This is a genomic window from Bernardetia aquimarina (genome assembly GCF_042180575.1).
In the GTDB taxonomy this organism is placed as follows: domain Bacteria; phylum Bacteroidota; class Bacteroidia; order Cytophagales; family Bernardetiaceae; genus Bernardetia.
Genome location: NZ_CP170094.1, coordinates 670,018 through 685,252 on the forward strand (window position 1 = coordinate 670,018; position 15,235 = coordinate 685,252).

Sequence of the window (15,235 nt, forward strand, 5' to 3'; positions counted from 1 at the left end):
AGATTCAATTTTTAAATAAAACCCTAATTCGTTTCCACAAAATTAGTATCCAACTGTTTTCCTTTTGGGTATTTGATGGTATATTCTAATTTGAATTTCTTAGAATCAGAAGCAGGAATTTCAGTATTCCAAACAACTTGACCAGTTCTAGAATTTAACTCTCCACCACTTAGATTTTCTGTTTCTACTTCAATTCGGCTATCCATAGAAAGAGGAATTTGGTCAATAATCTTCACACTTACTTTGCGACTCAAATTATTTTTGATTATAATTTCAAAAGATTTTGATTCTGTTATATTTGAGCCAATAAATTTTCTTTTGTTTTTGTCTTTGAGTGTAATACGTTGAGCTACAATACGGCTATCTTTTCCTAACGAAACGGCTAATGTATCGCCCGAATTTTGTGTATCAAGATAGGTTTTTCCTACAAATTTATTTTCAAAATAAATATTTACATCACCCGAAACGAGTTGATATTGCTGCCAGTCTGAAAGATTTGCCATTAAGTATCCCTCTTTACATTGCCCTGCAAAAACGGTGTATTGATAATCTGTTTCTACTTCCATTTTCGAAACTTCTACAAGCTGTTTTCTTCCATCTGAAAGAATCGTATAAGGCAAACTAATTTCAAATTCGGCTGCTAAAGCTGTTTCTTTTACTGTTGTATAGTCTGCAATAGAGGCTGACTCTTCTACTTCAATATCATCATTATAACCTCCACCATCTCCCCAAGCTGCATCTACTGCTGCTTCTTTTTCTGCTCTTGCATATCGTGCTTTTTGATTTTTATATGCTGCAACAGGCTGATAAATTTTCAAATGTTGAGCATAAAATTCAGGTGTTTGGGTGCTTTGGGTTGGATCTGCTGTCGATAAAGTCAAATTTATATCTTTCCAATCAATTCCTGTGGTCTGACTTACGTGCGCTCTGTACGAAATTTCCATTGGCTCTCCCACCTCTTTTGCTCTCAAATCATAAATTGGATTCCAAGAAACATGTGTAACTAAATACTGCAACATAAATTCTACACTTACAGCAGATTTTGCTTCCAAACTCACAATCACTTCCCCAGAAGGAATATCTACTGCCAAATCAAAACTTGAATTTGTGCTTTTGTTGAGCATACGAGACAAATCACTTTGCAGACGGTTTATAAGTAAATTATTTTCAGCTTGTTCTTGGTTTGTTTCTCTGATTTCTTTTCGAACTGTTGAAATTCTTTTCCTGACAAAATCTGCCATTGCAGCTAATTCAGTAGGTGTAAGTGGACGAGTTTGACTACTAATTTTTTGATTACTTACCAATAATTTTTCTTCATTTTGTAAGATTTGTAAATCATCAGAAAGTTCTTTTTGATGAGTTCTTGCATTTTGAAGTGAGTCTCTAATTTTTTCAGAAATTTTCCACGCTTGTGGATTTCTTCGGCTTGTAATAGTTGGTTGAACTGAAAAAATAGTTACTTGACTTGAGTTAGCTAAAAGTTGAAAGCTATTTTCTATAAGTTTTGGAGAAAGTCCTGTAAAGATAATTTCGTTTTTTCCTGTTTTCAGATTTGCTTTGGCAAGGCGTGTAATTTGTGCTCTGCTTCTAAATGCAGTTACAGATTCAATTTTACTTGTTACAGGTTGAGAGTTCAGACTTTGAGAGAATACAAAACTTGATGGTAAGAAAGCAAAATAAATTGATGCAATTAGAATGAGGGATAGACATAATTTGGAGTTTTTCATAAAAAAGTAGTAGTTTGAATTTATTGAAAAAAATGGATTGAAGTTTCACTTACAAAAGAAGAGAAACAAGAAAATCAAAAAAGGCATACAACCAATTTCGTGATTTTATACCTTAGATGCTAATTTTAGTTTTATTCCATAAATAATTTTGAGATAAATTTTGTAATTCTAATATCCATATTCTCTCACATACTCTTGTACTGTTTTTTTTAGATTCTATATTTTCATTGTAGTAACAGTGAAAAAACATGTGTGGTTTTATTAAAAAATCAAAGTTTAAACTGCACTTTCTAGTCTTTTTATCTATATTTTACATAAGTTTAATTCCATAATAAATTGGTTAATTAGTCTTTGTAAAGAAAAAATTCAGCTAAAAGAAAGTATATGTTGATTTTTTGTTGATTATTAATGTGTAAATTTTGCACAAACTATTTTTTATTCCTACTTTGTAAGTGTGGTTTAATAAGTTCTCTTCATAAAATAACCATTAAAATCAATTTTATATGTTAAAAAAAATTATCCTATCAACATCTCTTCTTTTTACTACTCATATAGCTTTTTCGCAGGGTGTAGCCATCAATGAAGACAATAGTAGTGCAAATGCTTCTGCTATTTTAGATATTAAATCTACAACAAAAGGCATGCTTGCTCCTAGAATGAGTGCAGCACAAAAAACAGCTATTTCTAGTCCTGCAACAGGATTGCTAATTTATCAAACAGATGGAACAGCAGGTTTTTATTATTATAATGGTTCTGTTTGGACATTCATTAATGCAGCAGGCGTAGCAGGACAAGATGGTCTTAACTCACTTAGTAAAACTACAACTGAGCCAGCAGGAGTAAATTGTACGAATGGTGGAATCAAAGTAGAATATGGTTTAGACATAAATACCAATGGAACACTAGATACAGGAGAAGAAAATGCTACACTTACAAAATTTGTTTGTAATGGTGCTGACGGTGCGACAGGAGCAACTGGACAAGGTGTTCCCGTAGGTGGTACAACAGGACAAGTACTCACAAAAGTAGATGGTACAAACTACAATACACAGTGGGCAACGGCTGGAGGAGGAGGAGAGATAACTATAGTAAATGCTGAAGAAACAGGAAGTGCTACAACAATAACAAAAACAAATACAACATTAGCAACCATTATTGTTCCAAGCACGGGAAAATATTTAGTTACAGTATTCTGTAATACTGAATATTCAGCATCTACAGCAATGTCACTTACATTAGATCAAGGAGGTGTTATCAAAGTAGCAGGATCATTTTATGACGATAATGCTATGTATGCAAATATTTCTATGGTATTGGATTTAACAACTACAACAAGTTTAACTGTGAAAGGAAAACTTGCAACTTGGAGTACACCAGCTTCTGCTAATTGTGTTGTAAAATATTCATTAGTTAAACTAAATTAAAGAATTAATAAAAAGAAGCTTTATTAAGAAGCTATTACATACTCTATTATCACTCAAGAGCTGAATTACTTATCTCAATAAAAAAAGCTGCAACAGGAGTTCCAACTACTATAACTTTTCCTTTTACTATTGAGTAATTATCAGTTTAAATTATTAATTATACAAATCTATTCTAATCTTACTTTTATTATGTTAAAAAAAATTATCCTATCAGCCTCTCTTCTTTTTACTACTCATATAGCTTTTTCCCAAGGTGTAGCTATCAATGAAGACAATAGTAGTGCAAATGCTTCTGCTATCTTAGATATTAAATCTACAACAAAAGGCATGCTTGCTCCTAGAATGAGTGCAGCACAAAAAACAGCTATTTCTAGCCCTGCAACAGGATTGCTAATTTATCAAACAGATGGAACAGCAGGTTTTTATTATTATAATGGTTCTGTTTGGACATTTATTAATGCAGCAGGCGTAGCAGGACAAGATGGTCTTAACTCACTTAGTAAAACTACAACTGAGCCAGCAGGAGTAAATTGTACGAATGGTGGAATCAAAGTAGAATATGGCTTAGACATAAATACCAATGGAACACTAGATACAGGAGAAGAAAATGCTACACTTACAAAATTTGTTTGTAATGGTGCTGACGGAGCAACAGGTGCTACTGGAGCAACAGGAGCAGCTGGACAAGGTGTACCAACAGGAGGAACAACAGGGCAGGTGCTTACTAAAATAGATGGAACAGACTATAACACGCAATGGGCTGTGGCTGGAGGTTCTAGTTTACCAAATCAAACGGGTAATGCAGGTAAATACTTAACGACTGATGGTACCAATGCAAGTTGGGCAGCTGTACAAGGTACAGGTATAGGCATTGTAAAAGATGCAAATGATGTTACCTTAGGAAAAGCTATAGACATAGATGCTGGAGGTATTACTATTTTGACTTCTACAGGTTATATCTATTTTATTAGTTGGGCTGCTGTATTTCCTGATGGGCAAATTTATTACTCAACATCTACCTGTGGAGTAGGTACTAAATGGTTAAATGCTGGTTCTACCTCACCACGTCCAAGAAATGTAAAGTTTTTAGTTCATGATCCTCCTACAGGAGATTTTTATATTTTAGATAATGCTGATGCAAATGGTATGGCAGTGAATGTTCCATTTACAGCAAACTCTATTTGGAACTATGGTTCATGTTCTTCTGGTTCTATGAGTAATGGAGGATGGTTGTTAGCACCAATAACAAAAGCTGCTGCAGGAATTCCTGCTACCATAACTCCTCCACTTACTGTAGAATAAATTTAATTTTTAAATACTGTCTAAATCAACTATTATGTTCAAAAAACTTATACTTTCAGCCTCTCTTCTTTTTGCAAGCCATGTGGCTTTTTCCCAAGGTGTTGCAATCAATGAAGATAATAGTAGTGCTAATGCTTCTGCTATTTTAGATATTAAATCTACAACAAAAGGCATGCTCGCTCCTAGAATGAGTGCAGCACAAAAAACAGCTATTTCTAGCCCAGCAACAGGGTTACTTATTTATCAAACAGATGGAACAGCAGGATTCTATTATTATAATGGAACAGTTTGGACATTTATTAATGCAGCAGGCGTAGCAGGACAAGATGGTCTCAACTCCTTGAGCAAAACTACAACTGAACCAGCAGGAGCAAACTGTACGAATGGTGGTATCAAAGTAGAATATGGCTTAGACATCAATAGTAATGGAACACTAGATACAGGAGAAGAAAATGCTACACTTACAAAATTCGTTTGTAATGGTGCTGACGGAGCGACAGGAGTAGCTGGACAAGGTGTACCAACAGGAGGAACAACAGGGCAAGTACTCACAAAAGTAGATGGAACAAACTACAATACACAGTGGGCAACGGCTGCTGGAGGAGGAGCATCAGGACTTACTTTGAAAGATGCTAATAATACTGTATTAGGAGAGGTTTTGTTAGTTAGTCCAAGTCAAATAACTGTATTAAGCTCTACAGGATATATTTATAATGTTCAATGGGATGGAACTTTCAGAGGAGAACAGATATATTATTCTACCACAGGTTGTAATGGTACAAGAATGTTAAATGGTTCTGTAGGATCAGCAAGAGGTGTTAAGTATCTAGTCTATGATGGAGCAAGTAGTGGTTTTTACACTGTTGCTAATCCTAACTCAAGTGGAGTAGCCATAGCTGTAGATTTTTTTAGTGCAACTAATATATGGGCTCTCTCTGATCAAAATTGTGGTAGCACAAGCACAAGTGACAAAGATGGATGGATATTAACATCAATCACAAAAGCTACTGCTGGTGTTCCAACTACTATAGTAGGTCCTTTAACTATTGAATAAGTACTATTTCTTGTTTTTAAGAGTATAAAATAGTGTCGTAATTTGATTTTTATAGCACAGTGATTTTTAAAATACTGTATATAAAATAAAATACTTTATTATTCATATTCTTGACTAAATAATTTTATATAACAATTATTAAATTCTATTCTATGAAAAAATATATAATTCTATTGCTTTTACTGGGCTTTATTTTGCCCCTAAAAGCTCAATACCTCAAAAATGACGGTGCAAAAATAACCATTGGCTCTAGCAGCTTTGTTAGGGGGGGGGAATGGACAAATACAAATGGAGCTTCGCATACCAATTTATTTGGTAGTTTGAGTCTTACCCAAAATCTCCTCAATAATGGCGTTTTTATAGGAGCAAATGCCTCTACACTTTATTTTATTGGATCAACCATGCAAAATATACAAGGAACAAATTCTATTTCTTTGTATAATATGCAAATCAATAATAATGCAAATCATGTCACTCTACAAAATAGTATTACTATTTCTAATCTTCTGAGCCTAACAAATGGTCGTTTGATTAGTGAAGCAGCTCCAATTTTCTTTTCTTCAACAGCTTTAAATCCTGTTGAAACAAATGCAAACCGTATTATAGGAACAGCAACCCTACAAGGCTATAACATTGGTACAAGTAGTTTATCTACTTTTTTGGGTGTTTCTTTTGACGCAGGTGCAGATTTAGGAGATGTAAGCTTTACTCGTTACACAGGAACACAAGGAACTATTACTAATACTACAAATACAGGTATTGGTGTTTATTGGTCTTTTATAAGTGATTTGGATGCTTCTCGTAATTTATCTTTTAGTTGGCTTTCTGATTTAGATAATGGCAAAGATCTAAATCAAATGCAGCTTTGGCGTTCTACTACTACTACAGCAGCTGGACAATGGACTTCTGTGAATACTTCTGTTGATATGTCTTCTCGTTCATATACATATGCAAGTACAAACTTACAGAAACACTGGTCATTTTCTGATGTGTTAAATCCTTTATCTAATCCCCCTACCTTCACTTCTACCATTACAAATATAGGTTGTTCTGGAGGAGGCACAGGAGCTATTGATTTAACAGTAACAGGAGGCACAGGAAGTCCTACTTATCTTTGGAATACAGGAGCTACTACAGAGGATATTTCTGGATTAGCAGTGGGTGAATATACAGTTACGATTAGTGATGGAGGAACTGATTATACAGCACGCTACTTTGTAGGCTATGATTTGAATTGGACAGATTTGACTAATTTTACAGTGAATGCAGAGAAAGAATTAGTCAAAGGAGCTACTACAGGTTGGGATAGTGATGCAAATTCAGTAGAACGAGTAATAGGTGATGGAGGTATTGTATTTACAGCCTCTGAAACAACAAACTCCTATATTGTTGGTCTTTCTTATCTCAATAATACTGTTGGTTTTTCGGATATTGGATATGCTATTTATCTAAATAGACTGGGAGAAGTAGAAGTCTATCAACAAGGAAATTATATAGGAAGTCATGGTAATTATGTATCTGGCGATATTTTCCGTATCACTCGTAGTGGCACAACCATTACGTACTCTAAAAATGGTGTTCCTTTTCGCACTCAAACCAATGCTAAAAGTACAGATTTATTTGTGAGTGCTACTATGTTTGATGCTTCTTCATCAATTCCTCAAGTTCAATTTACGAGTTGTCCTATTTCTTTAGTAGTTTCTACGACTTCAAATAGTTGTCCTGCTACTACTTCAGGCAGTGCAGTGGCAAGTTTAGTAGGAGAAGTTCTTCCTGTTACCTATAGTTGGTCAGGTGGTGGAGAAACTACAGCTAGTATCACAGGCAAACCGAATGGCACTTATACAGTAACAGCTACTATTGCAAGTGCTGGTTTGGTTCTTAGTAAATCTGTCGTTATTGGTAATATCATTACTTGGGAAAATGAAAATAATGTTTCTGTTGTAGGTAATGTTGTCTCCAAAACAGGTACACAAGGCTGGACAAGTGGAGCTAATTCTACCCAACAGTTGAGTCCTACAGTAGATGGATGGGTCAATAACACAATCACTTCCACTTCCACTTCCACTTCCTATATGTTTGGTTTAGCCAAATCCAACACAGATGCAGGCTATACTTCCATTACATATGCGTGGTATGTTACAAAAAATGGGATTGCTTATCCCAATTATAATGCTCAATCAGGAGCAGGTGTAGCTTATCAAGTAGGCGATAATTTGAGAGTAGGACGAGAGGGAAATCAAATCAAATTCTATAAAAATGAAGTTGTTGTTTATCAGTCTACAGTGGTTACAGGAGAACGTTTGGTAGCTGATGTTTCCATTTATACACTTAATGGGACAGCAGGAGTTTTACAAAATTCATTTTGTGGAACAACAGGAGGTGAAACCTATTCGTCTGTTGTTACCGATTTTGATTGTGGCAGTGGTTCTAGTTTAGGTAGTATTGATGTAACAGGCACAGGTTTTACCTATTCTTGGTCAGCTCCTGGGTTTTCAACCGTTACTACAGAAGATATATCCAATCTACCAGCCAATGGCTACACACTTACACTTTCAAAAGGAGGAATAGATTATAGTTCTTCTTATTTAGTGGGAGCATCTCTCAGTTGGACAGGTTTGACAGATTTTACTCAAGAAGGATTGAATTTGAAGAAGACCAGTTCTAGCAATGGTTGGAGTAGTTCTGCTAATTCTACGGTTTCTTTTGAGGGAGATGGTGGTATTGTATTCCTTGCTCAACCAAACTCATCTTATATGATAGGTGTTTCTAAAGCAGAAGGTGGTGCAGGTTATACTTCTATTGATTATGCAATTTACTTGACAGCATCAGGTAGTGTTTCCATTTATGAAAAAGGTGTTTTTAAAGGTAATTTTGGAACTTATCAAGCCAATGATGTTTTCAAAGTAGAACGTTTTGGAAGTAGTATTCATTATTCCAAAAATGGTTCTTCTTTTTATACAAGCAGCACACCAAGTAACTCAAGTTTACTTGCTGATGTGAGTATGCATACAGGAAGTGGTATTTTACCTCAAGTCTTGTTTACGGATTGTCCTTTATCTATTGATGTAACAAGTTCTGCTGCTTCTTGTCCTAGTTCTGGTGTAAGTGCAACAGCCAGTCTAAGTGGTGGTGTTTTTTCAAGTACTTATGAATGGAAAGATGCTGCAAATAACACAGTAAGTTCATCAGCAACGTTGAGTCCTCAAACAGATGGAGGATATTACACCGTTACAGCGACAGGTAGTTATGGAACATTGACTAAAACAGTCTTTTTGAGTTACCAAAATACTTTTGTGAATCAAACAGAGGTTTCAGTCAGTGGTACAACAGTCACTAAAAGTACATCTACAGCTTCTTGGTCAGCAGGCGCAACAACAAATACGTTAGCAGCAAGTAGTTCAGGTTCTATCCTCAATACAGTTGCTCAAAAGGCATCTTATATGTTTGGTTTGGCTATTCCAAATACGATTGCAAGCTATACTTCCATCAAATATGCGTGGTATCTTACTCCAAGTGGTGTTGCTTATTCAGGTTATAACTCTACTTCAGGTGGAAGTACAACTTATCAAGTAGGGGATAAATTTAGTGTGGCAAGAGATGAAAATATGATTAAATATTTCAAAAATAATGTTCTTATTCATCAAGAATCAGCGATTATGGATGTACTTGTAGGTGATGTATCGATTCATACACCAAATGCATCAGCAGGTAGTTTTGTCGTTTCTTTTTGTGGAAGTGGTGCTAGAATTCCAAACAAAATTCAAGCAACAACTCAACTAGAAAAAGATACATTTAGTATTTATCCAAATCCAAGTACAGGTATTTTCAATGTTCGTTTTGGAACTTCTTTATCAGCAGATACGCAAGTAACTGTTTTTGATGGCATCGGTAGAAGCATCAAAACACAAGCTTTCGAAAAAGGAAGGCAGAAGTTTACCATTGACCTCAAAAATCAGCCGAAAGGAATATATCTTATTCATTTTAATCAAAATGGAAACACTTATTCTAAAGCGATTATTGTGGAGTAATAGTAATTTATATAAACTAAAACAAAAAAGACTGTCCTCTTCGGACAGTCTTTTTTGTTTTTATTTGTTAAGATATTTGCTAGTGTTCGATAAGACCAATTTATTTATCTTCTTAAAAGGTTTTATGAGAAGTCTATTTTTCTAAAAAAATATCTAAATTCCTATATGTATAATCAAATCCGTCCAAAAAAATTATGGTTTTTGGTATTGCTAAAACACGAACAACAACATTTTTTTATAAGAAAACCCTACTTATTATTTCAATAAATTTGCAGTAATAGAAGTATGAGAAGCATTACGAGCAGGAACAAAAGATGCCAAAATAGTAACCACAACTACTGTAATACACACCCACAAAACATCTAAATATTCCAACTCAACAGGATATGACTCTACAATCGAATTTCCATTTCCTAGAGGTACAAAACCCCATTGTTGTTGCGCCAAAATCATCGAAACACTCAAAACAATTCCTACCATTGCACCAATAAAAGCAATTATAGAACCTTCAAAATAAAAAAGCCTTCTTATCATAGACTTTGAAGCACCAATCGAAAACAAAAGCGAAATATCATAACGTTTTTCTACGGCAAGCATCGCCAAAGAAAAGAAAATATTAAAACTAGCCAACGCAAGAACAAACGAAAAAGCGATATAAGCAAAAAAACGTTCTATCTTAAAAGCTCTCAAAATACTTGCTTGTTGCTGTTCTGCATTTTCTACCAAAAACTTTCCCTTGAACTTTCCATTTGTTTCGGTTTCAGCATTTTTTACTAAAAGCCCTGATTTATCTTCTAATTCTCGTTTGAGTTGTCGTTGAACTTTATTGATTGAAAATCCTTCTTTGACTTTGATTTCTAAAGAAGTTCGATTTTCTCCATAGTCAGTTAATTTTTGAGCAAATGAAAGAGGTACAATAACGTGATTTTGGTCAAACTGTTGTTCGATAAAAAGAACACCACCTGTCATAATAGGTTGCTGATTAAAGGCATTTAATGGATTGGTAGGTGAAATATTTTTTACTCCTTTTTTGGGATACCAAACTTGTAAAGGCGTAACTTCATCATTCATAGCCACAGAAAGCATCGTATAAACCCCATATCCCAAAAGAGCAAAATCTAAATTTCCTTCTTTTATCTTGAATTTTCCATCAATAATTTGCTCTTTGAGTTGATATTGCTCCGAAAAGTTATCACTAACTCCCTTCAAATGAACTGCCATTCGTGTTCCTTTATATTGAATGAGTGCATTATCTTCAATCACTTCTGTAATTGTTTGGATACCTTCTACACTTTTGAGCGTCGTTAGTAAAGAATCATTCAAAACAAATGATTTTCCTTCTTTAGCTGAGATTTTGAGTTCAGCATTATAGGCTGTATGAAGTTTCCGTGTTAGATTTTCTAGTCCATTAAAAACCGAAAGTACAATAATGAGAGCAGCCGTTCCGATAGCCACCCCAATCATAGACATAAAAGTCAAGAGGTTAATGAAATTTCGTTTTTTCTTAGCAAAAAAATAACGACGAGCAATAAAAAGAGCTGTATTCATAAAAATTATTCAGAACAAAATCTATTTTGTTTTGGTATTTTAGTAATTAAAAAACCTTATAAAATCATCTTATCATAAAAATAAGATTAATTTTATAAGGTTTAGAAAATCATTTTTGTTTTCTTGATTTAATCTAACGTTTTAAGCAAGTAACCAGTTGCGAGCTTCATCTTCTGTTTTGAAGTTTTTAGACTCTTCAGAATAATCACCTTCATTTCTCATTGTATCTAATTGCTTTAAAGACATTTGATTATAAATATCTTCTGCCACAATACGAGCTACTTTAAAAAATTTACTCTCTGAAACTTGGTAAGCTTTCGGAAAATAATTTTCTTTGAGCCAATCTCGGTTTTCTTCTGCAATTACTTTACTTTGGCTCATATCGACCAAAAGTTTATTGGTTTGTTTTTTTTCTATCAAATCCAATACTTCTAACCAACAAGGTTGATATTTTTCTAATACCAAAAAGCCTTTCATTTCTACTTTAATGTAATTCCCTTTTGGGTTTTCTACATGATTTACTTGATAACTTCCAGCCATGCGAATAAAAATTAGTGTTTATAGGAAAGAATAATAAATGAAATATAACAACTAATTTGATAAAACGAAAGGTTATTAGCTCAAATAGAAAAAAAACACGCCTTTTTATTGATTAAGCAACACAGTTAAACAGCTTTTTAACAAATCATAGCCATCAATTTTTCATCAAACAAAATATATTTTGTAGGTGAAAAATGCTTTCTATCGTGGTCTTTCATTTTATTAAAGATTGCACGAATTTTATGTTGTTTATTGCGTTTGGTATCATTAACAGCCGTTTTCAATATTTTGACAAAATTGATAACGTGTTCACAATGCTCTTTACCCATCAATCTAATCTGACGCTGAATACTACTAATCAGTTGATTAAATAAATCATATTCTTTCATAATTGCATACTCTAAAGCCAAAATAGATTTTATTTCTAATTGAGCATACGGATATTTTTTCAGATTGACATTATTCAAAAGATTATTTAACCAACGAGAAGCCTCGTCGTATTTATCAGCATAATGACACGAAATAGCACGATACGTAATATATTCAATATACTTTGGCATGTCGTCTTCATCTGCTTCATAATCAGCAAACAACATTTCATTTTCTACATACATATACGACTGTTCGCCAGCACGAATGCAACGCTCAATTTTGGTATGTAAAAACTGTGATGGATAGGTGTACCAGCTATAATTTGTCAGTAAATCGCCAATTGCTTCGTTTACATCCTCATAATATTTCTCAGCTTTGCGATATACTTTGTAATAATTGTAATACTCCAAACGCAAGAACTCAAATAATAAACGGAAATGATAATAAATTGTATCTTTTTCGTAGGTAGCAAATATTTTATTTACTTTTATCAAAATATCTTCAATTGGCTCTTCGTCATCTGTAAGTCCTTCATCGCCTTCCACAAATAACCTGTGAAAGATATTAATACAACTTTGATAGACAAACAAACGATGAGATTCATACAGACGAGCCACATTTTCAATTTCGTTTTTGAGAAGTGTAAGCCCTAAACGCTCTACTTCGTCGCCTGTCATGGAATAAATTCCAAATTTTTTGAAATAATCTGATAAAATATCTTCTGCTCTATCAATAGCCAACATATAAGCTACATGTTTATTATAGAGTTGAGAATACTCATAATGTTCTTGAGAATGAACATGAAGTTTTTTGAGTGCCTTATAAACTAGAGTAAGTTCGTTAGAAAGGTCATAATCTAATAATTCCTTTTCTAATTTTTTGATTGTAGCAATAGAGATTGTTTTCTTTTTGGTAAAAAGAACTTCATTAATATTAGCTACTTTTTTGAGTAAATCAGTACGAGGACTTTCCATTTGCTGCAACAAATATTCCTCTATTTTTTGATTCAAGCGAGAACGTAATGTGTAATACGCATTTGTATTTACATCTAGTTCAGTCATTACTTTTCCATCTGCAAGATTTCTTTCTCGTAAGGCTTTAAGTAAAAAAGCAGATTTATCGGCATTACTGACGATTAATGAATCATATATTGCTTGGTAATCTTTTTCAGATAATTGCTTTATTATATTTGTGAGTTTTGCCATAATATTTTCTTGAATGTACGTTTTTGATGTACTTCTTTTAATGTAGCTTGAAAAGTAACGCTAAAAAAGTTTGAGGAATTTTGAGTGATTAAAATGAGCCTTAATCAACTATCATATTATTTTTTACCTAAAATTAATAAAAAGTACAATTTTATAGCAACTTTTTAGTCATTTTTTTTCAAAAAAAGCAAAATTTGTACTTTGTTAATACAATTTTACCTTAATCTTCCTCTTTTATGTCTTGATATCTAGCTCGTAAAATAGACATGCTAATTTTATCAGGAACTAAAATTGCTTCTGGAAAATCATCTTTTATAGCTACAAGTTGTCTTTGTGCTTCCAACTGACTAATAAAATGTCCTGCTTTTATTTTAAATAAAGGCTCTTCATAAACAGATTCAGCTCGCAGCCCATGTCTAGAAAGTGTATAACTTGCTTTATTTTTTACGGCATTTGCTTTGTCGCTATCCGAACCTGTGTAAAGTTGAATACGATACCCTGGTAAAGATTTGAATTCAGAATTTTTTTCAGCCAAACGAGAAAGCATTCTATCTACGGCTTCCAAATCAGAAGTAGGAGGCGTTCCATTTGATTGTGATACATTATTCGTTTCTGTATTTTCTGTTTTATTAATTTCTTTTGTTGGAGTTTTATAGGTAGCTAAAGCTATTCTAAATGCTCCCAAATCTTCATTATATACAGAAGCAGTCGAAGATGTAGAAGGTCTAGTAGTTCCACAACTAGACAAACTTATTAGAAAAACTAATGAGAATGATAGTAATAAGAAACGGTATTTTATAATTTTGTTCACTAATTTTATACTTTTATTAAAAGACTTAAAATTTATATTTACTTTTTTTTACAAAAATAATAAATCAAATCTCTCTATTAAGAGAAATTTGATTTACCAAATTAACTTTTTAGTTTTTATTAAACAAATACAGTTCCTATTAAATCAGCAAATTTTCGTTCACGCTGTGCAATTTCTTTTGAAGAAAGATTTTCCAAACGCTCTGTTCCAAACTTTTCTACACAAAAAGAAGCCATTGCCGAACCTTTGACTACTGCTTTTGACATGGTTTGGAAATCAATAGTTCCTTGCTGTGCCATATAACCAATAAAACCTGCTGCAAAAGTATCTCCTGCACCAGTTGGGTCAAATACTTCTTCTAATGGAAGAGCTGGAGCATAATAAATTTTATCATCCTCTTTATTTAACTCAAAAAGAAGTGCGCCATGTTCTCCTTTTTTGATGATTACATACTTAGGTCCCATTGCATGAATCTTACGAGCAGCCTTTACAAGAGAATATTCTCCTGATAATTGTCTTGCTTCTTCATCATTAATAGAAACAACATCAACTAATTTCAATGTTTTTTTCAATTCTTCCAAAGCTACATCCATCCAAAAGTTCATAGTATCCATAACAATAAGTTTCGGACGTTTTTTCAATCTTTCGATAACTGTACGCTGAACTTGTGGCGCAAGATTACCAAGCATTAAATATTCGCAATCTTGATACGATTCTGGAATGATTGGGTCAAAGTTTTCTAAAACATTCAATTCTGTGATAAGTGTATCTCTAGAATTCATGTCATTATTGTATTTTCCTTTCCAAAAAAATGATTTCTCATCTTCTTTGATTTGTAGTCCTTCGGTATTTACGCCATGCGACTCTAACATTTTGATTTTGTCTTTTGGGAAATCGCCACCCACTACGGCTACCAAATTTACAGGTTTGGTAAAATAAGAAGCGCAAAGGCTAATAAAAGTGGCTGCACCACCAATAATTTTGTCTGTACTACCAAAAGGTGTTTCGATGGCATCAAAGGCAACCGAACCGACTACTAATAAACTCATATATACAAATTGTGAAGTATGAAGTAAGAAATAAGAAGTAACTACTGAATGAAAATTGATTAAATTACTTCGTAATTCTATTACTTAATTATTTCTAAAAAATTAAAATACAAATTTACAAATAAATTTAGACCTGCAAAAGTAAGGCAGTCAATTTAGAAGTAAAACCAAA

At 33.4% G+C, this 15,235-nt stretch carries 10 protein-coding genes; 4 read left to right on the forward strand and 6 right to left on the reverse strand.

Annotation, left to right across the window (positions count from 1 at the left end; genetic code table 11):
- Nucleotides 1–23: 23 nt before the first annotated feature.
- The gene (locus tag ACE193_RS02720; protein WP_375561488.1) at nt 24–1,727 is read right to left on the reverse strand and encodes a DUF4139 domain-containing protein; all 1,704 of its coding nucleotides are present in this window, start codon (nt 1,725–1,727) and stop codon (nt 24–26) included.
- A 503-nt stretch (nt 1,728–2,230) separates the two neighbouring features.
- Between ACE193_RS02720 and ACE193_RS02725 the strand changes: the two genes are divergently transcribed.
- The 4 genes from ACE193_RS02725 (at nt 2,231) to ACE193_RS02740 (ending at nt 9,538) form a co-directional block, all read left to right on the forward strand.
- On the forward strand, nt 2,231–3,151 hold the full coding sequence (locus tag ACE193_RS02725) for a hypothetical protein (RefSeq protein WP_375561489.1): 921 nt from the start codon (nt 2,231–2,233) through the stop codon (nt 3,149–3,151).
- 189 nt (nt 3,152–3,340) lie between these two features.
- Nucleotides 3,341–4,453, forward strand: a complete 1,113-nt coding sequence (locus ACE193_RS02730; protein WP_375561490.1) for a hypothetical protein — start codon at nt 3,341–3,343, stop codon at nt 4,451–4,453.
- Nucleotides 4,454–4,487: 34 nt separating this feature from the next.
- Complete coding sequence (locus ACE193_RS02735; RefSeq protein WP_375561491.1) at nt 4,488–5,507, forward strand: hypothetical protein; 1,020 nt, start codon at nt 4,488–4,490, stop codon at nt 5,505–5,507.
- Nucleotides 5,508–5,659: 152 nt separating this feature from the next.
- A complete protein-coding gene (locus ACE193_RS02740) occupies nt 5,660–9,538 on the forward strand; it encodes a T9SS type A sorting domain-containing protein (protein WP_375561492.1) in 3,879 nt (1,292 codons plus the stop codon).
- A gap of 255 nt (nt 9,539–9,793) precedes the next feature.
- On the opposite strand, the gene ACE193_RS02745 is transcribed toward ACE193_RS02740, so the two are convergent.
- The 5 genes from ACE193_RS02745 to ACE193_RS02765 form a co-directional block, all read right to left on the reverse strand.
- Complete coding sequence (locus ACE193_RS02745) at nt 9,794–11,086, reverse strand: FtsX-like permease family protein (protein WP_375561493.1); 1,293 nt, start codon at nt 11,084–11,086, stop codon at nt 9,794–9,796.
- Nucleotides 11,087–11,227: 141 nt separating this feature from the next.
- Nucleotides 11,228–11,626, reverse strand: coding sequence for a hypothetical protein (locus tag ACE193_RS02750; RefSeq protein WP_375561494.1), 399 nt, complete (start codon nt 11,624–11,626; stop codon nt 11,228–11,230).
- A gap of 137 nt (nt 11,627–11,763) precedes the next feature.
- Nucleotides 11,764–13,203, reverse strand: coding sequence for a hypothetical protein (locus ACE193_RS02755; protein ID WP_375561495.1), 1,440 nt, complete (start codon nt 13,201–13,203; stop codon nt 11,764–11,766).
- A 220-nt stretch (nt 13,204–13,423) separates the two neighbouring features.
- On the reverse strand, nt 13,424–14,014 hold the full coding sequence (locus tag ACE193_RS02760; protein ID WP_375561496.1) for an SPOR domain-containing protein: 591 nt from the start codon (nt 14,012–14,014) through the stop codon (nt 13,424–13,426).
- Between the two features lie 119 nt (nt 14,015–14,133).
- Nucleotides 14,134–15,063, reverse strand: a complete 930-nt coding sequence (locus tag ACE193_RS02765) for a PfkB family carbohydrate kinase (RefSeq protein WP_375561497.1) — start codon at nt 15,061–15,063, stop codon at nt 14,134–14,136.
- Nucleotides 15,064–15,235: the final 172 nt, after the last annotated feature.